Raw genomic sequence first — 23736 nt, 5'->3', positions numbered from 1 at the left:
TACCTGTGAAATGTTATTGAATTTCTATTACATGATATTAATATGTGAGTATAATATTAGGGAATAGATATAACCATCTGAAGAATTTTCTCATAAAAAGAGGGTTGTATACTCTATTGAAAATTAAGTAAAATAGAGTAAAAAATAGTTTCATTGAAATGGGGGAGTTTTCATATTGAATAATAAATGGAAGGTAGTGCTGACAAGTGCAACGTTTTCACTTGCACTATTCATCGCACCAGATGCCCAAGCATCCACCTATACGGTGAAACATGGCGATACGTTAACAAAAATTGCGAAAGCCCACAACACGACGATCAATCAGCTTAAACAATGGAACAAACTATCTCAAGATCGCATTTTTATCGCACAAAAACTTGTTATTGCGCCAGCAAAAAGTGCAGTAAGTGCAGTAAGTGCAGTGAGTAAATTACCGGTTGCAACTAAAACGACAGCAACGACCAAAACGACAGCTGTTTCAGTTGTTGAGGAAAAAGTCGAAAGCCCGCAAAATGCAGTTTCCCATACTGTTATTAAAGGGGATAATTTAACAAAGATCGCTAAAAAGTATAGTATATCGGTAGCGAGTATTAAACAGTTGAACAATTTGAAAACTGATGCAATTAAAGTTGGCCAAAAGCTGACAATTAGCCAGCAGTCGACTAAAGACTTAGCTGTTGAAGCTCCTTCTGCCAAAACAGTAGAAGCAGAAATTAATTTTAATCAAACAGCTGACGAAGAGATTGAAAAACAGTTAAAGAAGGAAGTTGCACTGCCAGGGAAAGTTTCGCAACAAACAGAGAGCCTCTATGGACAAGCTATCCAAGCGGCTAACGCAGTATTAGGTACTCCTTATAAATATGGCGGAACGACAATAGATGGATTTGACTGCAGCGGCTTTGTAAACTATATATTTAATTCTGTTGGTGTCCCAATGGATCGTAAAAGCAGTCTCATGTATTTCGAGCAAGATACGACGAAAGTAACGCAACCAGTACCGGGAGATTTAGTATTTTTCAAAAATACATTTATCCCTACGATTTCCCATATGGGCATCTACTTAGGAAACAATGAATTTATCCATGCTGGCTCAAAAGGGATTACAATTTCAAATATTGGGGAAAAGTATTGGTCGGAGCGCTTTGTCGCATATAAACGCATTAATAATTTAAAATAAAATATTGAAGAACTAATAAGTGTCGTTAAAAATCCGCTTATTAGTTCTTTTTTGTTACATAAATTCGTGATAATATTACAAATGTTACAATGAAAGCTATAAATATTGGTTAATATTACAATTAATAGCGGTAATTGTTTGGTCGATAGTTTAAAATCCCTATTTAAAATAGGTTCTTTGGCAATGTTTGAAGTTATTTGAAAGCGGGTAAATGTAACTTTGTTGTTACATAACTGTAATGTTATTAAATATAATCTCGTGTTAACCTAATATCAGTTAAGTTTTCAGAAAATTTATTGATTGGTTGGAGGAACACGATGGATTACTTGAAATTAATACGCAATATCGTACTAACTTTGGCAGCTGCCTTCGTAATTTTCTTCGCACCGGTGAATGAAAAGGAAGCTTCTGCAGAATCAGCTTACTCAATTGATGAGTTAAAAGAAGTCTCTTCAAAGTATTTAGGAGTTCGCTATTCATACGGCGGCACATCAGCAAAAGGCTTTGACTGCTCAGGATATGTACGTCACGTATTTAAAGAACTAGGCATCACATCACTGAATCGCACATCTTCAGAAATGTATACACAAGGTACGAAAGTTAAGAAAAGTGACCTTGAGCCAGGCGATTTAGTATTTTTCAACACATCAGGCAAACGCATCTCTCATGTAGGGATTTACATTGGTTCAGGAAAATTCATCCACGCTTCCACAAGCAAGGGTGTTATTAAAACAAGCATTAACGACAAATATTACTGGGGTAAAAAGTACGTAGGTGCTAAACGCATCGCTAACTTCTCAACGGCAGAAGCCCTAGTTGCAGACGCAGACGATTCAGATGTAGACAACACACCAGAAGAAGAATAATACATAGCTTATACACACTACTACATACTGCAAAATTCGTAATTACAATCTCTCACCATTTATAGGGTGGGGGATTTTTTAGTGCAGTTTGGGCAAGGGTATGGGGCTGAATGATAGTTTGGGTTTCTATTTTTGATATGGGGAAGCTAGGTTGTATGGGAGTTCTACTTTATGAGAAAAATGTTCTACATAAGTTTCGACGCCAACCACATTATGAACGCTTTATTCTACATTAGTGCTGAAATTTTCCACATTTGGCTTGGAACGTTCTATATTTACTGATTAAATGGTGAATAAAAAGTCGATGTTCTACTTTCTATGCGGAACTTTCTACATTCCAAGTGAACCGTTCTACATTGGCAGTGAAAGTTTCCACATTAGACCCGAAACATTCTACATTTCAAGACAGAATAGCGAATAAAGAATCGGCGTTTTACTTTTTAAACAAAACTTTCTACTTAAGCTCCGCAACATTCCTTTTTACCAGCGTTCCGTTCTACATTAGCAAAGAAACCTTTTACTTTTCCCAAAAAACCGGCAAAAAAGAAGCGTGCCCTGGATAAAAACGAGTGACACAAACAAAAAAACAGCACCCGAAAGTCAAAAATGATTCCGGATGCTGCATATTGAAACTATTGTGGTACGCGAGCTGTCCAGCGAGATAAATCAGCGCCATCAGCCGTTACTAATTCTTTAGGGAAGATGAATGTCCAAGGCTTTGTCGTATTAGGCTGTACAGTTAATACAGGGTCTAATTTGAACGATCCTTTTGCAACTAGGACATTGTGTGCATCCATAATTTCAAGTGGTAACTGTTCCAAGTTAATCGCTTTTTCGTGTCCATTACGGATGAAAATTGACGCGTGGAAGCTGCCGTCATCGTTTAATTTTGCTTGTAGTCCTGTGAAGTTTACTTCCGTTTTTCCTAACTTCGGTAAAGTTTTCACAATTTCAGCTAACTTTTCTTGCTGATCTTTCGGTAATTGTTTCTTCCATGTATCGTCCAAGTCTAATTGGTGCCCGCGTAATGAAAGTAAGTTAAATGAAATTTTCCAGCCTTCTTCAGGCACTTCGTCTGCTGTAATTGAAGATGCAGGGAATGTGAAAATCCATGGACGTGCACTTTCAGCAGGAATCACGCCTAGCTCTTTAAAATCAAAGTAATGTGAAGCAATGCGGTTATCATCTTTATCTAAAATTAATAGTTCGATTTCGCCTAATTCAATTGCTTCTGTTAATGAAGAACGGAAAAATGCTTTTACATTCCAAGAACCGTTTGCCATTGAAGGCTCAATATTAATTGCTGACAATGATAACTGATTTGGTTTCAATGGTGCCAAATCATTCGCAAGGAAGTTAAAAACATATTTTTGTTCCTGTGGTACATCCCATTCAGGATGGAACGATAATTTAGTAATTACGTCACGATTTGCACCTTTTTTAGAAGTATCACCAGATGTTTTTACGACTGATGAAGAATCAACAGCACTGTCTTTACCTACTTTGTCACCTTTTTTAAATAAATCGAATAAACCCATCTGCTATTCCTCCACGTTCATCGTAATGTTTTTCATAAATGTTACAAGTTCTTCTACTATTTTGCGGCGAAGTTCCTGATAGTTTTTACCGAATAATTCTAGTCCTTCACGTTGGTAAATACGCATTGGATCTTCCTGTTGGTAATGACGTAAACCAATACCTTCTTTTAAGTGAGCCATTTGTTCTAAATGTTTTATCCACATTTGATCGATGAAACTCAACATGACTTGCGGAATAATCGCCATAATTTGTTCGTTTTCTGCAAAGCCCTTGATAACTTCTGTTAATTCATTTACAGAAGGATCCATTGCGTCGAGCATTTTCTTCACTTTTGTTTCTTCACGGTTCACAGTAACAGGTGTTAAGAATAAAGAGTTTACTGTACGTTCCATTTTATCGAAATCCCACTCAAGCACATCTTTATCTTCCGGGGCATTTTCACGAACAGCAAAATCAACAGTTTCCTTCATCATCGTCACTAAATGTTCCAGAATATCTTCATTGCGTAATACTTTATCGCGTAAATCATAAACTACACGGCGTTGATCATTAATTACATCATCAAGTTTTAAGTTGTATTCACGCATAGAGAAATGAGCGCCTTCAACGATACGTTGTGTACGTTCAATCAGCTCTGACACTTCTTTGTTTTGAATGAGACCGATTTCGTCAGTTGTCATTTTCTTGCGGAATTTCTCTACATCATCTTTTGCGAAACGCTTGAACATATCGTCTTCAATCGAAAGGATGAATCGAGTTTCACCTACGTCACCTTGACGACCTGAACGTCCGCGTAACTGGTTATCGACACGACGACTTTCGTGCTTTTCAGTACCGATTACAAATAAACCGCCAAGATCTTCAACGCCTTCGCCTAAGACGATATCTGTACCACGTCCAGCCATGTTTGTTGCGACAGTTATACGATTTTTTTGTCCGGCTTCCGAGATTAACTCAACCTCTTGCTCGACTGTTTTCGCATTTAATAATTGGAATTGTAAGCCATGCTTTTTCAAGTAACTTGCTACTGTTTCTGATTGTAAAATAGAAGTTGTCCCGATTAATACCGGCTGTCCTTTTTCATGACGGCGCACTGCTTCCTGTGCCACATATTCGTATTTTTGCTCGATGTGTTCGAATACGATATCCGGCTGATCCAGACGTCGACGTGGACGGTTTGTCGGTATTTGAATAACACGCATACCGTAAACTTCTAAAATTTCTTTTTCCTGAGTTTTCGCAGTACCTGTCATCCCTGATAATGTCGGATACATACGGAAATAGTTTTGAATTGTAACTTGTGCCTGTGCTTTGTTTTCCTCGGTGATTGTTACGCCTTCTTTCGCTTCAATCGCCTGGTGTAAGCCATCAGAAAGTGAACGACCTTCCATAATGCGGCCTGTAAACATATCGACCAATTCAATTTTGTCATCACGAACGATGTAATCAACATCACGCTCAAACATCACGTGTGCACGTACTGCCTGAATTACGTAATGGTACAACGTTTGATGTTCCAAATCGTATAAGTTGTTGACACCGAATGCCGCTTCAACTTTCTCAATACCTTGATCTGTTAATGAAGTTGCTTTTGTTTCATCGTCGAAATCATAATCTTCTTCAGCTTTGAAACGCTTCGCAAGCATTGCAGCAATACGGTGCAGTTCTTCGTTTGCCCCCATTTTACCAGCAATGATTAACGGTGTTTTCGCTTCGTCAATTAAGACAGAATCTACTTCATCGATAATGGCAAAGTGATATGGTCGCTGAACTTTATCCCCAATTGTATGTGCCATATTATCACGTAAATAGTCGAAACCGAATTCCGTTCCAACACCGTATGTAATATCAGCATTGTACGCTTCCTTTTTATCTGCAGGTTCCATCATTGGAACATTCAATCCAACTGTTAACCCAAGGAAACGGTGGATTTGACCGATTAATTCGAAGTCACGTTTTGCAAGGTAATCGTTTACCGTAATAACGTGTACACCTTTACCTTCCAATGCACGAACGTAAGAAGGAAGTGAGGCAACAAGTGTTTTACCTTCACCAGTCGGCATTTCGGCAATATTACCTTCAGTCAGTACTAGACCGCCGATTAACTGCACATCAAAGTGGCGCATGTTTAATACACGTTTAGAAGCTTCACGGACAACAGCGAATGCATCAGGAATAATATCAACTAGCTGAGTTCCGTTTTCTAAACGCTCTTTAAATGTAAATGTCATATTTCGAAGTTCTTCGTCAGACATGGGACTATATGTTGCTTCGAGGCTATTAATTTGCTCTACCGTTTTGTAGTATCTTTTTAGCTCTCGAGCACTTGTTTGCTCTTTATTACGTTTGAAAATTGAGAACATTATTTTACTCTCCTTTGAAATTGGCTACTTTAATATAGTAGACACTCCGTTATTTTATCAAATAATGCACAAAAAGACTACTGACCAAAAGGGAATTCATAGGAACAATATAAATAAATTGGATGAGCTTTCTATTATATTAATAATTATTTGATAGGTTTGAAATATACTAGAAGAATGATAGATGTAAAATTTATGTGAGGTGAATAAATAGTGGAAGGAAATTAAGCTATATTTTATGTTTTGTTCATGCTATACTTATGGTGAATAAAAATGTAGAGTTTTTAATGAATCTCCAAAAGGCGATTTATTGTAATGCTTAATACTACAAAAATTAAGGAGGAGAGACATGATTTACGTGTCTTTAATCGTAGCTTTTATTGCTGCAATTATACTAACTCCGCTTGTGAAGCGATTGGCTTTTCGCCTTGGAGCTGTAGATGCCCCGAACTATCGTAAAGTGCATGCTCGCATTATGCCACGATTAGGCGGTTTAGCAATTTTTGGTGCGTTTATGATCGGGATATTACTTTTAAAATTTGTCACGAACTTCGAAAGTGACTACTTATACGCGATTTTAATTGCCGCGACAATTATCGTAGCAACAGGTATCGTCGATGATATGCGTGAAATTTCCGCTAAAGCTAAATTGCTTGGCCAAGTGATCGCTGCCTGTATTGTTGTATTTGTCGGCGGTATTCAAATTGACAATATTAACTTACCGTTTGGTGGGGAACTGGAATTCGGCTGGTTAGGAATTCCGTTCACAATTATTTGGATTGTAGGTATTACAAATGCAATTAACTTAATCGATGGTCTTGATGGACTAGCTGCAGGTGTATCAACAATTGCTTTAATGACATTGGCTGTAATGGCAATGATCATGGGGAATGGTATTGTTATCGCAATGGCTGCAATTTTGGCTGCTGCAACAATCGGTTTCCTGTTTTTCAACTTCCACCCTGCGAAAATTTTCATGGGGGACACAGGTGCACTGTTTTTAGGATTTATGATTTCGGTGCTCGCACTTTTAGGATTTAAGAACGTAGCGGTTATTTCGTTCGTTATCCCGGTTATTATGTTAGGAGTTCCAATTTCCGATACATTCTTCGCAATCGTGCGTCGTTTGCGTAGCGGTAAAAAGTGGTCAGATCCGGATAAATCGCATTTACACCACCGTTTATTGGATTTAGGATTCTCACATCGTCAAACCGTGACGATTATTTATGCGATGGCTGCAATGTTCGGTCTCGCTGCTGTCATCTTCTCGATGGCAAAAGTGTGGGGCGCAATTTTACTCATTGCCGTTATATTAGTAGCCATTGAGCTGTTCGTAGAAATTATCGGCCTCGCCGGCAAAAACTATAAACCTTTGCTTAACCTCGTAAGAATATTTAATAAGTGAAAAGATCGAAACAAGTAAATGGCATTGAGCTGTTTGCTTGTTTTTTTTATGTTGGGGAATTTTTGACCGATTTTAGGTGGAAAGTAGAAAGTTTGGCGGTTAAAGTGGAAACTGTTCGTAGAAATGTGGAACGGACCGGCTAAAAAGTAGCACGGGAGAATTTATTAGCAGATTAGCGGGAAAATTGGACCGGAATGAAGTGAAAGTAGAAAGTTCAGAAGCAAAAGTAGAAGCTTCTCATGGAAATGTAGAACGAATATCTGAAGAAGTAGAACCTGCGAATAGTATTAGCAGGTTTGCTAGGAAAAGTGGAACGAAATGAAGAGAAAGTAAAGAGTTCAGAAGCAAAAGTAGAAATTCCTCATGGAAATGTAGAACGAATCCCCGAAAAAGTAGAACCCGCAATTTTATTAGCAAATTCCTGGGGTAAAGTAGAACACCCGTTTATTATAGGTAGAAACCCCAAATAAAAAAACCAACCCCCGCATCATTCGCGGAGGTTGGCTCAACTTATTGTGTATCAGTATCTGTTCTTGTTGTATAAGCTGAATTTGATTGAGAGCTTGTGCCAGAAATATTTGTCGATTCCGGAGTAAGTCCTAAATGACTTTTTAAGATATGACTTGTTTCTGCAAGCGCTTCTTCATCAAGTTTGTAATAGTAAACACCTGTTGACATGTCGTCATAGCCTTCCAACGTCAATGTGTCAATTCGAGGCATGCCGTTTGTTAAATAGCTGAAGAAAGATTTCATTTCAGTGAACGTCATATCTGTCTTCATATTGTTTCCTACAGCAGATAAAATATCATCGTATTTTGAGATGGATGTAAATGATGCTGCTTTAGTTGCGATTGCCTGAATGATTTCCTGTTGGCGTTTACCGCGTTCAATATCATTGTCCTGTTTACGTGTACGGGCAAGGGCCAATGCTTCACGGCCACCTAATGTTTGCAATCCTGGCTGCAAGTTGACAGTATTGCGGTCGAACTCGTCTTTTTCAAGCATTGCGTAAGGAACTTCTGCTTCAATGCCGCCTAATGCATCGACAATATCGATGAAAGCATTGAAGTTTACACGTAAATAATAGTCAATTGGAATATCAAATAATTCTTCTACAGTTTCAATTGAAGCAAGTGTTCCACCGCGCGCATGCGCATGATTGATTTTATCGTTATATCCGATATGAGGGATGTAAACATATGAATCACGTGGAATACTTACTAGTTTAACTGTTTTTGTTTTATTGTTTAAAGTGGCAAGCAAAAGGGCATCTGTGCGGGAATTGTCTGCACCTTGATCGCGCTTTTCACTATCATCGACACCTAAAATTAAAATAGAAACATTATCTTGGGCAGGCTCAACTTTTACTTCTCGCTGGTCCGACATTTCTCGGTCCTCGATTACTTCATATGCACTGTCAGCAGCATGTTCGGCTTGCTTCGTCAAATAGACACCGTATGCTGTTGCACAAATTACGAGCGAAAGAGTCAGAAGCATCGAAACTTTAAGAAACAATCTGAATTTCGATGAGCCTTTCTTTTTATTTTGCCTTGTTTTCATAAAGATTCTCCTCTAGGTTAGGGATAGGTTACTATATTAACTGGTATATTATAGCTACTTTGTAATCTTATCTAATATACTACAATCTACTTTTGTCGTAAAGTAACGATATCGTGCTTTTTCATGACAAATATTTCGACACGATTACTTCGGAAATTCCATAAAAAGCGCGTCTTCATTTGTAATGACCGCCTGGCCGTTTGTCAGCTCAGTGATCCAGTCAATAAAAGTTTGCTCTTCCTCTTTTAAAACGTGTACATAAATTTCTACATTTTCAGCATACTGAATATCATGAAGAGGGTAGTGGGAACCGCGTATCTCATTTTCTAATTTCCCTAACCACACATAATCAATCCCGATTTTCATTAAATAATGCAGTTTTCGCTCAACAACTTGAGCAGCTGTAATACCTTCTGTTGTTGCTTTACTATAGGCGCGAATCAAACCGCCACCGCCAAGCTTAATCCCGCCGAAATAGCGAGTGACGACAACAACCGTATCTTTTAAACCTTGTTTTTTAAGTACTTCTAACATAGGGACGCCTGCAGTACCGCTTGGTTCCCCGTCATCATTCGCTTTTTGGATCTGATCATGCTCCCCGATCATATAGCAGGAGCAGTTATGGGTTGCCGATGCATGCATCTTTTTTATTTTATCAATAAAGAGAAACGCCTCTTCTTCTGTCTCAACGCGTTCTACATAAGTTAGAAAACGTGATTTGGATATGATGATTTCTGATTCTCCGTAACCTTTTACTGTAATGTAGTTATTTCTCATTATCGATTCTCCTTAATATTACAATTTGATTTCAAATTTGTGGTTATAATTTAACTTAAAAAATGATTTACTAATGATATAATATGTATGTACTATATTAGTAGGTTGCAAAGTAAAAAGATAGAGTAGTTCGCATTCTGACTAAGTAAGGTGGGGAAAAAGTGCTAGAAAACAATCAAATAGACATCGCCTCGCTTGATGTAATATTTAATCGAATGTTGGAAACTATTACAAGTTCGAAAGATGATGTATTTATTATAAGCGAACAAAGCCGCAGAAACTTTGAAGAGATGCAACAAGAGCTGGAAGTTGTGCGTCATGAAATTAAGATTATAATAGATGAAAGTGATAACTTGGAAAAGTTGCTTCAATTATCTAGACAGCGATTAGTCGTTGTAAGTAAAAGTTTCAATAATCATTCAGAAGAGCAAATACGTGCAGCTTATGAAAATACAAGTAATTTACAATTAAAGGTTTCTCTTTGCCGAGAGCGTGAAAAGCAGCTAAGAGATAAGCGTGACGATTTGGAAAGACGCCTGCGCACACTTTATGATACGATTGAAAGAGCGGATCATATCGTGAACCAAGTGAATGTTGTTATTAACTTTTTGACGACCGATCTGAAAAATGTCGGGGCAGCACTTGAACAGGCTAAGATCAAACAGGATTTTGGTATACGTATTATCGCAGCCCAGGAAGAAGAACGGAAGCGTTTATCGCGTGAAATTCATGATGGGCCTGCACAAATGATGGCGAATGTGCTGATGCGTTCTAATTTAATTGACCGCACTTTCCGAGAAAAGGGAGCCGACGCCGCTTTAAAAGAAATTCATGACTTGAAAATAAGCGTTCGCAACGCCTTATCCGAAGTACGCCGCATTATTTATGATTTACGTCCAATGGCACTCGATGACCTAGGTATTGATCCGACATTGAAAAAGTATTTATCTACGATTATGGAATATAATCCGGGTGTTGAGATTCAGTTCCTTTCATATAATAACGAGCGCAGAATCCCTTCAGATTATGAGGTGGCTGTTTTCCGTTTAGTGCAGGAAAGTGTAAACAATGCATTGAAACACGGAAAACCAAACCTGATTATTGTTAAACTTGAGTGGTTATGTGACGAAATTAATGTTGTAGTAAAAGATAACGGAGTTGGATTTGATACAGAAAGCGTTCGTGAAGGATCTTTCGGTATTATAGGGATGAAAGAAAGAATTGATCTGCTGAAAGGTTCTTTGAAAATTAGCAGCAGCATCGGTAAAGGAACAACTATTTTAATGAAAATTCCATTGCCGACAAAAGATGAAGAGATAAGATAGCAGAATTCCAGGGGGTTTCAAAATGACAAAAATTATTATTGTAGACGATCACCAATTATTCCGTGAAGGGGTAAAACGTATTTTAGATTTTGAAGACACATTCGAGGTTGTTGCTGAAGGTGATGACGGCACAGATATCGTAAACTTATATGAACAAAACGAACCGGATGTTGTATTAATGGATATTAATATGCCGGGCAGAAACGGTGTAGAGGCGACAGCTGATTTAATTGCTGTACATCCGGATGCAAAAGTAATGGTTTTATCGATTCATGATGATGAATCATATGTAACACACGCATTAAAATCAGGTGCACTTGGCTATATGCTGAAAGAAATGGATGCCGATGAAATCGTTGAAGCGATCAAAGTTGTTTCTAACGGTGGTTCTTACCTGCACCCGAAAGTAACGAAAAATTTAGTTGCGGAATTTCGTCGTCTATCAGAGCACGAAAACAAAGGTAATTTCCATCAAACAGAAATTCGCCGTCCATTCCACTTATTAACGAAGCGTGAATGTGAAGTGCTTCAATTATTAACAGATGGCCAATCAAACCGTACAATCGGGGAGACATTATTCATCTCGGAAAAAACGGTTAAAAACCATGTATCAAGTATCTTACAAAAAATGAATGTTAATGACCGTACACAAGCAGTAGTAACAGCAATCAAAAACGGCTGGGTAGAAGTACGTTAATTACATATTAAACGTTAAAACAAGGATTCGATTTTCGTATCCTTGTTTTTATTTTTACATAATATTACCGATTAATAAATAGTTTTAGCCATGTATTCTATGAAACATCTGTGAACAAGTTTCGTCCTAATGTTTTGAAGGCGATAGCAAATAATTCGAATATCGAATTTTATGTTGATAAGGAAATTATCGGTCTTTAATGATATTTGTATAAGAAAAAACATCATCACATGCTAATTTGTACGAGATGGGTTTTTCCAATATTGTGTGCTAAAATGTTTTGCGGGAGGTTGTAAAATGATGAAAAAATGGTTGGTAGCTGTACTTACGGTTTTTGTACTGGCAGCTTGCGGGGATAAACAAGAAGCTTCACCTGAAAATCTGCAGAAAACGATCGACGAAGGTACTGTAGGCTTTGAAATGATGGGTGATTCAATTCAGGAAGAGGCAGATGTCCCGGAAGCAGAAAAAAATAATATTATATCTGCTTTTAATGAATATATTGCAGCCTTTAATGAAAAAGATTTAGAACGTTATAAAAATATAATATCAAAAAATGCGACAGGTTTTAATTATGATGAAGATATCGAAGCGGTTTCCGACGTGTTTAATCAATATGATGTGAAACGCACGGCTGAAGATATTACGATTGTAAAATATAGTGGTGATGAAGCCCAAGTATTTTCCAATTTAACAACAGAAACGAAAGAAATCGATACAGGTGCAGAACTATCCGGTGTTGGCCGCCAAGTAACGGTATTGAAGAAGGAAGACGGTTGGAAAGTTTCGAGCATCTATTATATCGGCAGTGAATAAAAACTTATCTTCTATAATATATAGTAAAAACATCTTGCATAAATTGATGCCAAGATGTTTTTTTCATATAGCGATGAGGGCGTGAAAGTGCGGAGTTCCCTATAAGAAAGGCAAATTACCGTTCACAATTATAGTGAGTTCATGTAAACTAGTGAACATAGGAGAGTGGGAGAGCGATGAAAACAGCAATTGTTACAGATAGTACAGCCTATTTAACACTTGAAGAACGAAATTCGTACAATGTCCATATGATTCCTCTAAGTGTTAACATTGAAGGAACATTTTACGATGAAGAAATTGATATTACAGCTTCAGAATTTTACGATCGTGTGCGCGGTGCAGCGGAGTTTCCGAAAACAACGCAACCGTCTGTCGGAAAATTTGTCGAGCTTTTTGAAACTTTAGGAAAAGATTATGAAGAAATTGTAACGATTCACCTATCAAGCGGAATCAGCGGAACTTTCCAAGGTGCTGTCCAAGCGGGCGCAATGGTGGAAGGCGTAAACGTTCACGCATTTGATTCAGAAGTTGCCGCCTATTTGCAAGGATTCTATGTAAAAGAAGCAGCGAAACTAGCTTCGGAAGGCGCTTCAGGCGAGCAGATAATGGCGCACTTGAACGATCTGAAAAATACAATGGATGATTACATTATTGTAGACGATCTACAGCATCTGCAGCGCGGCGGTCGCTTATCAGCAGCAGCAGCATTAATCGGCGGATTACTTCAAGTAAAACCGATTTTAACATTCAAGAACAAAGTCATCGTGCCATTCGAAAAAATTCGTACACGCAAAAAAGCATTACGCCGAGTAGAAGAGCAACTCGCTTCAGCAGTCGAAAAACACGGTAATCTTCAAGCAACAGTTATTCACGCCAACTGTGAGGAAGAAGCACGCGAATGGATGAAGTCTCTGGAAGCAGCTTACCCAACAGTCGATTTCACACTAAGCTACTTCGGTCCGGTCATCGGTACACACCTAGGTGAAGGTGCAATGGCGATGGGATGGATTAAAAAATAATTTTTTAGGCTTAACAGTCACTACTTCTGAGGGAGTTAGTGGCTTTTTTTGATTGTGGAGAGGTAGGGTGGCAATTAGAAGTTCGTGGTTGGAAAGTAGATCGTGGGCGGTGAAAAGTAGAAAGTACTGGGCGGAAAGTGGAACATGAACAGGGAAAAGTAGAAAGTTTCGAGTGATAAGTAGAAGTGAATGTAGTTATTAGAAGTTCGTGACTAGAATGTAGAACGAGAGCCTCTGAAAGTAGAAAGTTCTGGGCAGAAAGTGGAATATAAACAGGGGAAAGTAGAAAGTTTCGAGTGATAAGTAGAAGTGAATGTAGTTATTAGAAGTTCGTGACTAGAATGTAGAACGAGAGCCTCTGAAAGTAGAAAGTCCTGAGCAGAAAGTGGAATATAAACAGGGAAAAGTAGAAAGTTTCGAGTGTAAGTAGAAGTGGGTGTAGTTATTAGAAGTTCGTGACTAGAATGTATAACGAAAGCCTCTGAAAGTAGAAAGTTCTGGGCGAAAAGTGGAACATGAACAGGGAAATGTAGAACCTATTGTAATAAAAGTAGAATAGTCCGCGGTTACTTCATTAGCCCATTTAATTTCGAAGATCAGCAACAACTTTTAAAGATAAAAATTAAATAAAGGAGCGAAGATTATGTTAACAACAACTTCAAAAAACAAACGTTATCGACTTCTCAAGTCCTTGGTCCCAAAAGACTCAGATATACTCAATTATACAACTCATACCCGCTACACCGGATTCATCCCCGAACCGGCAATTGTAAATTTCTTCAACGGCCGAATATGGTCGCGTCTTCACACACCATTTCCGCAGCAAAAAATTGACACTTATATCAACCGAGGCTATTTTGAAACAACATCCGCTGTCAATACAGCCCCCAAGTTGATTTGCCGTCGTTGTCTAAATGAACAACCACATAAATTCGTTTCTTTTCACTGTGCGAAGTGTCAAAAAGTCTGTCACTATTGCCGGCATTGTATTACTATGGGACGAATGTGTAGCTGTGATGAATTGATTCTCTGGAAGGGAACGGAAACTCGAAAATTCAAATCTCAAGTTAAGTTTGCATGGGCCGGTAACCTTACACCTTACCAGAAAAAAGCGGCGGATGAACTCGCCCACAGTATTTCACAAAACAGAAATCACCTATTGGAAGCAGTTTGTGGTGCTGGAAAAACTGAGATTCTTTTCACCGCAATACAAGAATCACTTAAAGCAGGAAAGAGGGTTTGTGTGGCAACACCTAGAACAGATGTTGTCTTAGAGCTGTATCCTCGTTTTCAGCAAGTGTTCCAAAAGATTACTATCCATGCGCTTTACGGCGGCGCAGAAAATAACGCCGAGTTTGCACAGCTTGTCCTGGCTACAACACATCAGCTGTACCGGTTTGAGCATGCATTCGATGCCATGATTGTCGATGAAGCTGATGCCTTCCCCTACACTTATGATGAGGCGTTGCAGCGTGCAGTACTGAAAACGAAAAAACCGGATGCCCCTATTGCATTCGTTACAGCCACTCCGTCGAACAAATTACTCCTTCAGCAAAAAACAGAAAACTGGGGATACTCATTTATTGCAAGAAGATTCCATGGTCATCCTTTACCAGTTCCGAGGTTCCAGTCGCTTTGGAATTATGAAAAAGCACTTCAGAAAAATAAAATCCCACAAAAACTCCAAGTCTGGCTCTACCAAAGACTTCAACAGAACGAACCTTTCCTCATTTTCTTCCCGACAATCGAACTAATGGAACTAGCAACACCCCTGTTTCAAAAAATAGAATCTACTATAGAAAGTGTCCATTCCGAAGACCCCGAACGGAAAGAAAAAGTTCTGCAATTGCGCAATGAACAACGGAAAGGTCTATTAACTACGACTATACTGGAACGCGGAATCACAATTAAAAATGTCCAGGTAGCCGTAGTCGGTGCGGAAAATCCTGTTTTCACATCGAGTGCGCTTATTCAAATTAGCGGGAGAGTCGGACGAAATATACAGTACCCTACTGGGGATATCGTATTTTTCCACCATGGCATCACGATGGAAATGGACCAGGCGCGCAATAAAATATTGGAGATGAACCGCCATGAATAAGCCGATCCAGAGCTGCCTCTTATGTGACCGTGAGCTTCAGCAAAACATTGGCTGGAAAGAACTTCTGCTAAAAACATTGCCGCAAACCATTTGCGCTCGCTGTGAACAAGGCTTTCAACGAATCGAGATGCAACAGGAAGGGGGAGTCGTATCTTTATTTCATTATAATGAAGCAATGAAAGATTATTTGCATCGCTATAAGTTTCTTCACGATATACTCCTTGCCAAAGTATTCAATAAAACTCTCCACGAACAGCTCAAAAATGAAACCCGTCTCATTATCCCGATTCCGATGCATCCCGAAAACTTGCGACTAAGGACATTCGCACATATCGATGAATTGCTAAAAGCAGCAAATATTCCGTTTGCTCATCATTTAACCAAGGTTTCGACTGAGCAGCAATCACTTAAAACAAGAGAAGAACGTCTAAAAACCCCGCAACTTTTTGAAGTCATCAACTCGACTGCAATAAAAGATGAAAATTTACTTATAGTTGACGATATTTATACTACAGGGACAACATTAAACCATGCGAAAAAGGCGCTGCTCGATGCGGGCGCAAAAACAGTGGATGGATTCACATTAATTCATGGGTAAAAATAGAACCTATTATTTAATAAAAATCAATAAAGCATTTAAAAAGAGAATGAATGAGGAGGGCTCAAATGGCTGAATTAAGAAATTGCCCGACGTGTAACGGTTTTTTTAACTATACAGGTATGAGGGAAGTTTGCCATAACTGTGCACAAAAAGAAGAGGATCAATATCAGGAAGTGTATCGTTTCCTGCGTAAGCGTGAAAACCGTGCTGCGAATGTCGACCGGATTGTAGAGGCGACGGGTGTTGAGCGCGACTTGCTTTATAAATGGGTACGGAAAGGACGTCTGCACCCGGCAATGTTTCCAAACCTTGGCTACCCGTGTGACAACTGTGGACGTTTGACAACTACAGGAAAGCTATGTGAAAAATGTCAAAATGAATTAAAATCAGAGTTACGTACATTGGAAGCAGCACAGGAATTCCGTGATGAGATGAATCGTCAAAATCGTGGGACATATCTCTCTGAAAAAAAATAAATTCGTAAAACGAAGTCGTTTGAATAGGACTTCGTTTTTATTTTTCGTAAAATGAGCATAATAAAATACTACATAAGTCCAGTTTTTTGTGATAAAGCATAAACAATTGGGTAAAGCAGTCGAAATATATAGTAGACATAGCTTTTAATTTGAGAGGAGGTCTATAAAGATGAAGATTAATCCAATCGGTTTGCAGGCGGTCAATCCGTACAACAAACAGGCACGCGCCGTAAAGAGTGCAGAAACACAAAAAACTTTTGCAGACCAGATCGAAATTTCAAGTAAAGCAAAAGAGATGCAGGCGAATTCGACCTATGCAAATGAGCGTGCAGAGCGTGTGAAAAAGATTAAGGAAGATATTGATTCTGGAAACTACAAAGTAGACGCAAAGCAGGTTGCTGAAGACATGCTGAAATTCTACCGAGACTAATAACAGAAATTTTACAAGCAAGGGAGCGCTAAATACATGTCAATTGCCACGATTGTCGTCACGCTGGAGAAGCTAGAGAAAATGCATAAAAGTCTGCTGGAACTAGCGCTTGCGAAAACGGAATACATTAAGCAAGGTGATATGGAAAAGCTTGACCAGCTCATCAAAAATGAGCAGGCACATGTAGCGGCGATTAACACACTTGAACAACAGCGTCAGTCGATGGTAACGGATTACCTCCGAGCAAAAGGAATTGCTCTCACTGACACGCCGTCTGTTGCGGATGTGATAACGGCTGCTGAAAACAGCGAATCCACAGAAAAATTGGTCAGTGTGCGCGAGCGATTAATCGCGCTCTTGAATCAATTAAAGATGCAAAATGATTTGAATCAGAAATTGGTCATGAACTCATTGCAGTTTATTAACATTACATTGGATGCAATGCGCCCGCAACGTACCGAACAGTTCAATTATTCCGGTGCAGAAGTGCGCGGAAATGCAGAATTAACGAAACGTTCTTTCAATGAATTTAAAGCCTAATCGCATGTAAGCTTCCGCATGCTGCGGGAGCTATACATGCTTTTTTTATGGGAAGAATATCAAAAATTAGAGGTAAACACACTTAAAAGGGAGGTCCTACAATGCGTTCAACATTTATGGGACTTGAAGCAAGCAAGCGTGGTCTCTTCACGCAGCAATCAGCGCTTTACACAACAGGACATAATATTTCAAATGCCAATACAGATGGCTATTCTCGCCAACGCGTTAACATGGAAACAACACCGGGATTTCCAAGTCCGGGTTTAAATACAGGTAAATCGGCGGGGCATATCGGAACAGGGGTACAGGCACATTCTGTACAGCGAATTAGAGATAGTTTTGTTGATCAGCAATACAGACAGGAAACACATAAACTTGGTTACTGGCAGACAAGATCTCATTCTATTAGTCAGCTAGAAGATGTGTTGAATGAGCCATCAGATTACGGTCTGGCGGAATCGTTGAATGAGTTATGGAATTCATTGCAGGATTTAAATGTCCGTCCGGAAAATGGTGGAACACGTGCAGTTGTCGTACAGCGCGGTATTGCAGTAGCAGATTCTTTCCATTACATGTATAACTCGATTAAAAAAATCCAGGACAATGCAGGTGCGGAACTCGGAATTCAATTAAGAGATGCAAACTCGATTTTGAAACAAATTGGCGATCTGAATGCCCAAATTCAAACAATCGAACCGAATGGCTATATGCCGAACGATTTATATGATACACGGGATAGTTTAATAGATGAGCTTGCAACACATTTCCCAATTGAAGTGAAGCGCTCTGAAAAAGGTTCAGGCGGGAACTCTTTAGCGATTGCGGAGGGACCGGTTACTGTAAGTCTTCTATTGAAAGACGGCTCAAAGCTTAAACTAGTAGACGGAAAAGATTATGCGCAGTTCCGTACAGATGGAGCAGATGACGGTGTCACACCAGTTGGCAATATGACGGGGATATCACTTGTGAAATTAGACAGTGACGGAAAAGATACTGATCTTCCGGCTGACTGGTCTCAAACAGGTACTAATGTTGATATCAACGACTTTAGCGATCTTGGGAAGTTTAAGTCTTTAGTCAATTCTTATGGTTATACAAATGATAACAATGAGACAACAGGGCTCTTCCCGGAAATGATCAATAAATTAAACGACATGGCCAAAGCTTTTGCTGAAAAGTTCAATGAAATTCATAAGAGCGGAACAGACTTGAAAGGAAATCCAGGAGAAAATTTCTTTATTTCAAATGATCCGCTAGCAACGGGCATTACAGCAGAAAATATTTATGTATCGGATACAATTATAAAAAATCCGAACACAATTGTAGCCTCAGATTCTGATCCGGGTAATGCAGAAGCAGGAAACGGTAAAAATGCACTTCTTTTGGCAAATATGAAATTTGTAGCGCTAGAAGATTTAGATAATCTGAGTGTTCAAACATACTTCGAAGGCTTAATCGGACAGCTTGGTGTAGATGGTCAGCAGGCAGCGCGTCTTGAATATAATGCAGGGACACTTCAGCAGGCGGTAAAAGAGCGCCGTGACTCGGTAAGTTCTGTATCGCTCGATGAGGAAATGACAAATATGATTACATTCCAGCAGGCTTACAATGCTAATGCACGAATGATTACTGTAATAGATGAAACACTAGATAAAATAATCAACGGCATGGGTCGCGCCGGATTATAGGAGGTAGACCAAAATGCGTGTGACACAATCAATGCTTTCAGGCAATATGTTGCGTAATTTATCAAACAGCTATGAAAAAATGGGGAAACTTCAGGAGCAGGTGAACACAGGGAAAAAGGTTAACCGTCCATCAGATGATCCCGTTACTGCTATGAAAGGTATTAACTACCGTGCCGAGCTAAACAATGTGGAGCAATTTGCCCGCAATATCGGAGAAGCACATAACTGGCTTGATACGACAGATGACACATTCGATAAAATCGGCTCATCGATTCAACGAGCAAATGAACTGATGGTACAGGCTTCATCTGATACTAATACGATAGATGACCGTAAAAAAATCGACAGTGAACTTCAGCAGATAAGAGAACATATTCAAAACTTGGCGAATACGAAAATTGGTGACCGCTATATTTTCAGCGGAACAAAAACTACGACACCACCATTTGATGGGGAAAATTATGTAGACGATCCAGCATTTGCAAAACCAATTGAAATTGAAGTGTTCAGCGGAATTATGTTGCCGATTAATAGTACCCCAATCGATGTATTTAAAGATATCGATAAAATGTTTGAAGACATCAGCACAGCGATTGAAGGCGGTGCAACAGGCAGTGAGCTTTCAGAACATATATCTACAATTGATAAAAATATGAACAAGCTACTTGAAACAAGAGCTGGAATCGGTGCACTTCAAAACCGTGTGGAATTAATGGACACACGTCTGCAGTCGCAGGAAGTAATCGCAACAAAGCGCATGTCTGAAAATGAAGACATCGACTATGAAAAAACAATTACTCAAATGATTACACAGGAATCGATTCACCGTGCCGCCTTATCGGTAGGGGCAAAAATCATTCAACCGACATTAGCAGACTTTTTAAGATAATGAAAAAGCGTTTGGACACATTGTGCCAAGCGCTTTCTTTAAAGGGAGGGACAACATGAATATCCCACAAATTCAATTGCAGACAACAAGAGGACAAATCGGATTAACAACACAAAGGCCGGTCCAGCAGATTGAACAGCCGAAAGCCGATTTGGATCTTCAGCAACCAAAAACTGAAATGTCAATCCGTTCAACGAAATCGGAGCTATCCATTGATTCGGTTGAGATGCGAGAAAGCCTTGATTTAAAAAGTTCACGCAGCCGAACAGCCGAAGTTGCCCAGTACAGTAAGCAAACAGCAATGGAAGGACTGGCAAGAAGGGTACAAGAAGGCATCGAACTCATGGAAATTGAAAATGGTGGAAATCCTCTTGCCGAACAGGCAAAAAGAACTGGAAGACAGCCGTATTCAAGCTTAGGAATTAAATTTATTCCGCAAGCCGATAGCGTTAATATAAATTTCACACCTGGTTCAGCAGATATTCAAGTAGAACCGCAAAAGGTGATTAATAATACAAAAATAAACAAACCAATCCATAATTACACACCAGGGAAAGTGAATGTGGAAATACAGCAATACCCGTCTTTGAAAATTGATTGGCTTGTATAAAGGAGAATATGATGAAAATTACAACTGCTTATATGGGGGAAGTCGAAATCAACCCATCCCAAATCATCAAATTTGAGCATGGTTTACCCGGTTTTGAAGACGAAAAGGAATTTATTCAGCTGCCATTATCGGAGGCAAGTGCCTACCAAGTATTGCAATCAGTAAATACATCAGGGCTAGCATTTATTATTACAAGCCCATACGCAATATTTGCTGAATATAGCTTTGAAATGGATAAATCAGTTATTCAAGCACTAGATATTAAAAATGATAATGAAGTCGCGGTATTTGTTATTGTGTCATTAAAGGATACGCTGGAGAATTCCACAGTAAATATGAAAGCACCAATTGTGTTGAACATTGAAAACAATTTAGCTAAGCAAATTATTTTAGAAGAAGATTATGCAATCCGCCATCAGTTAGCTGTAGAGAAGAAGGAGGTATAAACCACATGCTTGTATTAACACGGAAAGTAGGCGAAACAATCTGGATCGATGAAGAGATTGAAATTGTCATAACGGAAGTCAAGGGTGACCAGGTGAAAGTAGGTATACGTGCACCTCGGCATGTGGACATCATCCGAGGTGAACTTAGAAAGGATATTTCCGATTCGAATGCAGAGGCAGCAATTAAGGATTTGTCGCTGTTTAATAAGTTGAAATAAAAAAGAAAAAAAGATTAGAAAACTATTAAACAAAAAATAGTTCGTCCGATAATAATAATGTCAGCAAGAGAAGCCAGACCGGCCGGCTAACTTCTCTTCTACATAAAACAAAATTTGCCCACAAGGATGTGGGTCCAACATTCCAGGGAGGAAATAATAATGAGAATTAATCACAATATCGCAGCACTTAACACACACCGTCAGTTGAATAGTGCAGCAGCTGGACAATCTAAATCAATGGAGAAATTATCTTCAGGTCTTCGTATTAACCGTGCTGGAGATGACGCAGCTGGTCTTGCAATTTCTGAAAAAATGCGTGCACAAGTACGTGGTTTAGACCAAGCTTCTAAAAACGCTCAAGATGGTATCTCTATGATCCAAACAGCTGAGGGTGCATTAAACGAAACTCACTCAATTTTACAACGTATGCGTGAACTTGCTACTCAAGCATCAAACGATACTAACGTTACTGTAGACCGTGGTGAAATTCAAAAAGAGATCAACCAATTAACTTCTGAAATTAACCGTATCGGTAATACTACTGAGTTCAATACTCAAAGCCTTTTAAAAGGTGATGGAAAAACTAATCTTAAAGAAACAGGATTAACTGATGTATCTGGAAGTTTAGGTCTTGCTGCAACAGGTACTGTTGGACAAGATGCAACAAAAACTCAAGCAACTCAAACGACTACTCTAACTGCTGCTGCAGAAGCAGGAGATACAGCAGAGTTCACTCTAAATGGTATTAACTTAACAGTAACATTTACTGCTAGTGCTTCTAATGGAACTGCAGCGGGAGATAATCAGGGGTATAATGTTGATGCAACTTCTGCAGATGTTGCTATAGATGCAGGTCCTTCTGCAGCAAACTCAGCAGCTGGTTTAAGAGATGCCCTTACAAAGATGATTAATGAAAATGATCAATTAAAAGGAAATTATGAAGTTTCTGGTACAGGTGCAGATATTACAATTAAAGCTGTAAAAGGTGGAGCTTTTGATGGTGCTACTGGAGTAATTGGAGCTGCTACCTTAACTGCTAATGATGTTGATAATGATGCTACTGGAGGTATTGCTAATACAGGTGGAGCAGCTACTAACGGTACAAATATTGCAGCAATTGCAGCTACAAGAGAAATCGACTTTGCATCATTAAATGGAGCAGGTACTACTACTGGTGACACTACAACAGATGCTAATATCAAAGCTTTAGTTGGCACTGGAATGACAATTAATGGTCAACAAATTGAATTCTATAATGCAAATGACGGTGCTTATACTGGTAATGCTATTGGTGTTAATATTAGTACGGCATTAGCAAATCCAGAAACTAGTGACGGCGATAAAGTAGCAGAACTTGTTAAAAATATAGCTACACAAGCAGGTGCAAAACTTGATGGAGTTAAACTAGTACAAGACAGTGGTACGGCTACACAATTAAACATTACTGCGGCTACAGCTGGTGCTGCAGGTAACAAGATTGAAGTTAAAGACGGTGGAGTACAAGAAAACTTCGAAGCTACTTTCCAAGTAGGTGCAAATAAAGGTCAAAGTATGACTATTTCAATTGAAGATATGCGTTCAAGTGCTTTAAAACTTACTGGAAAAGCTGGAGATACTGGTTTCACATCTCAAAATGTTGTTACAGATGGTACTAATAACACTGTTAAAGAATCAGCACTTGATGTTTCAAATCATAAAAATGCGTCTTCAGCTATTGAAGTAATTAATAATGCTATTGAAAAAGTATCATCTCAACGTTCTAACCTTGGTGCATTCCAAAACCGTTTAGAACACACAATTAACAACTTAGGTACATCTTCTGAAAACTTAACTGCAGCGGAATCTCGTATCCGTGACGTAGATTATGCTTTAGCTGCTTAAGCAGTAACAAGCACAGTCGTCCTAGCTGGTAACGGCTAGAGATAATTATCGGGTGAATTGCTGGAAACCCCTAAAACTAACTTCCCTACAACGTAGCTGGAAACGGCAAGCGTGAATGGTTGAAAAGAAGAGAGATTGGGCAATCAGCAGCCAAGCTCCTGTCTCGAAAGAGTGGAGAAGGTTCAACGACTAGGATAGACCATCTAAGGCGAAAGCTATGGTGATGAAATCCATAGGTGAAACAATGTCCATCAGCATTGTGAATCCGAAGTGCCCGACCCCTAACAAATCATGTTGAGGGTGAAGATATAG

Annotated in this window: 22 protein-coding genes; 18 read left to right on the top strand and 4 right to left on the bottom strand. The window is 39.0% G+C overall.

Annotated features, from left to right (window positions below; genetic code table 11):
* Nucleotides 1-175 precede the first annotated feature (175 nt).
* Together ACQKN3_RS10775 and ACQKN3_RS10770 are read left to right on the top strand one after the other, a co-directional pair.
* Nucleotides 176-1177, top strand: coding sequence for a LysM peptidoglycan-binding domain-containing protein (locus ACQKN3_RS10775; protein WP_427711287.1), 1002 nt, complete (start codon nt 176-178; stop codon nt 1175-1177).
* A 317-nt stretch (nt 1178-1494) separates the two neighbouring features.
* The gene (locus ACQKN3_RS10770) at nt 1495-2043 is read left to right on the top strand and encodes a C40 family peptidase (protein ID WP_427711286.1); all 549 of its coding nucleotides are present in this window, start codon (nt 1495-1497) and stop codon (nt 2041-2043) included.
* A gap of 632 nt (nt 2044-2675) precedes the next feature.
* Here the strand turns inward: ACQKN3_RS10770 and ACQKN3_RS10765 are convergent.
* Both ACQKN3_RS10765 and secA2 read right to left on the bottom strand, forming a co-directional pair.
* Complete coding sequence (locus ACQKN3_RS10765) at nt 2676-3581, bottom strand: accessory Sec system S-layer assembly protein (protein ID WP_427711284.1); 906 nt, start codon at nt 3579-3581, stop codon at nt 2676-2678.
* A 3-nt stretch (nt 3582-3584) separates the two neighbouring features.
* Entirely contained in the window at nt 3585-5945 is a 2361-nt protein-coding gene (secA2, locus tag ACQKN3_RS10760; protein ID WP_427711282.1) for an accessory Sec system translocase SecA2, read from the bottom strand.
* Nucleotides 5946-6294: 349 nt separating this feature from the next.
* On the opposite strand from secA2, the gene ACQKN3_RS10755 reads away from it, so the two are divergent.
* On the top strand, nt 6295-7350 hold the full coding sequence (locus ACQKN3_RS10755; RefSeq protein WP_251689785.1) for a glycosyltransferase family 4 protein: 1056 nt from the start codon (nt 6295-6297) through the stop codon (nt 7348-7350).
* A 510-nt stretch (nt 7351-7860) separates the two neighbouring features.
* Here ACQKN3_RS10755 and ACQKN3_RS10750 read toward each other — a convergent pair.
* Together ACQKN3_RS10750 and ACQKN3_RS10745 are read right to left on the bottom strand one after the other, a co-directional pair.
* Nucleotides 7861-8910 (bottom strand): LCP family protein, encoded by a 1050-nt coding sequence (locus tag ACQKN3_RS10750; protein WP_251689783.1) that lies wholly within the window; start codon nt 8908-8910, stop codon nt 7861-7863.
* A 144-nt stretch (nt 8911-9054) separates the two neighbouring features.
* Nucleotides 9055-9687 (bottom strand): YigZ family protein, encoded by a 633-nt coding sequence (locus ACQKN3_RS10745; protein WP_427711279.1) that lies wholly within the window; start codon nt 9685-9687, stop codon nt 9055-9057.
* A gap of 161 nt (nt 9688-9848) precedes the next feature.
* On the opposite strand from ACQKN3_RS10745, the gene ACQKN3_RS10740 reads away from it, so the two are divergent.
* From ACQKN3_RS10740 to ACQKN3_RS10670, 15 genes are all read left to right on the top strand, one after another.
* On the top strand, nt 9849-11012 hold the full coding sequence (locus ACQKN3_RS10740; RefSeq protein WP_427711277.1) for a sensor histidine kinase: 1164 nt from the start codon (nt 9849-9851) through the stop codon (nt 11010-11012).
* Nucleotides 11013-11034: 22 nt separating this feature from the next.
* Nucleotides 11035-11709: a response regulator gene (locus ACQKN3_RS10735; protein ID WP_427711275.1), complete on the top strand. Its 675-nt coding sequence runs from the start codon at nt 11035-11037 to the stop codon at nt 11707-11709.
* Between the two features lie 297 nt (nt 11710-12006).
* Nucleotides 12007-12525: a DUF4440 domain-containing protein gene (locus ACQKN3_RS10730; protein WP_427711273.1), complete on the top strand. Its 519-nt coding sequence runs from the start codon at nt 12007-12009 to the stop codon at nt 12523-12525.
* 176 nt (nt 12526-12701) lie between these two features.
* Complete coding sequence (locus ACQKN3_RS10725; RefSeq protein ID WP_427711271.1) at nt 12702-13544, top strand: DegV family protein; 843 nt, start codon at nt 12702-12704, stop codon at nt 13542-13544.
* 643 nt (nt 13545-14187) lie between these two features.
* Nucleotides 14188-15645 carry a DEAD/DEAH box helicase gene (locus ACQKN3_RS10720; protein WP_427711269.1) on the top strand — a complete coding sequence of 486 codons (1458 nt, stop codon included), beginning with the start codon at nt 14188-14190 and terminating at the stop codon, nt 15643-15645.
* Nucleotides 15638-16243 (top strand): ComF family protein, encoded by a 606-nt coding sequence (locus ACQKN3_RS10715; protein WP_427711267.1) that lies wholly within the window; start codon nt 15638-15640, stop codon nt 16241-16243. The genes ACQKN3_RS10720 and ACQKN3_RS10715 overlap by 8 nt, the downstream gene beginning before the upstream one ends.
* A 68-nt stretch (nt 16244-16311) precedes the next feature.
* Complete coding sequence (locus tag ACQKN3_RS10710) at nt 16312-16722, top strand: TIGR03826 family flagellar region protein (protein ID WP_427711266.1); 411 nt, start codon at nt 16312-16314, stop codon at nt 16720-16722.
* A 169-nt stretch (nt 16723-16891) separates the two neighbouring features.
* Nucleotides 16892-17152 (top strand): flagellar biosynthesis anti-sigma factor FlgM, encoded by a 261-nt coding sequence (flgM, locus tag ACQKN3_RS10705; protein ID WP_427711264.1) that lies wholly within the window; start codon nt 16892-16894, stop codon nt 17150-17152.
* Between the two features lie 36 nt (nt 17153-17188).
* Complete coding sequence (locus ACQKN3_RS10700; RefSeq protein WP_427711262.1) at nt 17189-17692, top strand: flagellar protein FlgN; 504 nt, start codon at nt 17189-17191, stop codon at nt 17690-17692.
* A gap of 101 nt (nt 17693-17793) precedes the next feature.
* Nucleotides 17794-19380, top strand: coding sequence for a flagellar hook-associated protein FlgK (gene flgK, locus ACQKN3_RS10695; RefSeq protein ID WP_427711260.1), 1587 nt, complete (start codon nt 17794-17796; stop codon nt 19378-19380).
* Nucleotides 19381-19393: 13 nt separating this feature from the next.
* A complete protein-coding gene (gene flgL, locus ACQKN3_RS10690) occupies nt 19394-20269 on the top strand; it encodes a flagellar hook-associated protein FlgL (protein ID WP_427711258.1) in 876 nt (291 codons plus the stop codon).
* Between the two features lie 55 nt (nt 20270-20324).
* Nucleotides 20325-20879, top strand: coding sequence for a DUF6470 family protein (locus ACQKN3_RS10685; RefSeq protein WP_427711256.1), 555 nt, complete (start codon nt 20325-20327; stop codon nt 20877-20879).
* A gap of 11 nt (nt 20880-20890) precedes the next feature.
* A complete protein-coding gene (fliW, locus tag ACQKN3_RS10680) occupies nt 20891-21325 on the top strand; it encodes a flagellar assembly protein FliW (protein WP_427711254.1) in 435 nt (144 codons plus the stop codon).
* 5 nt (nt 21326-21330) lie between these two features.
* Nucleotides 21331-21543, top strand: coding sequence for a carbon storage regulator CsrA (gene csrA, locus ACQKN3_RS10675; RefSeq protein WP_427711252.1), 213 nt, complete (start codon nt 21331-21333; stop codon nt 21541-21543).
* 159 nt (nt 21544-21702) lie between these two features.
* Entirely contained in the window at nt 21703-23424 is a 1722-nt protein-coding gene (locus tag ACQKN3_RS10670; RefSeq protein ID WP_427711250.1) for a flagellin, read from the top strand.
* Nucleotides 23425-23736: the final 312 nt, after the last annotated feature.

This window comes from Solibacillus sp. NPDC093137 (genome assembly GCF_050280445.1).
In the GTDB taxonomy this organism is placed as follows: domain Bacteria; phylum Bacillota; class Bacilli; order Bacillales_A; family Planococcaceae; genus Solibacillus; species Solibacillus isronensis_B.
This window is presented reverse-complemented; position numbering and strand designations above follow the sequence as displayed.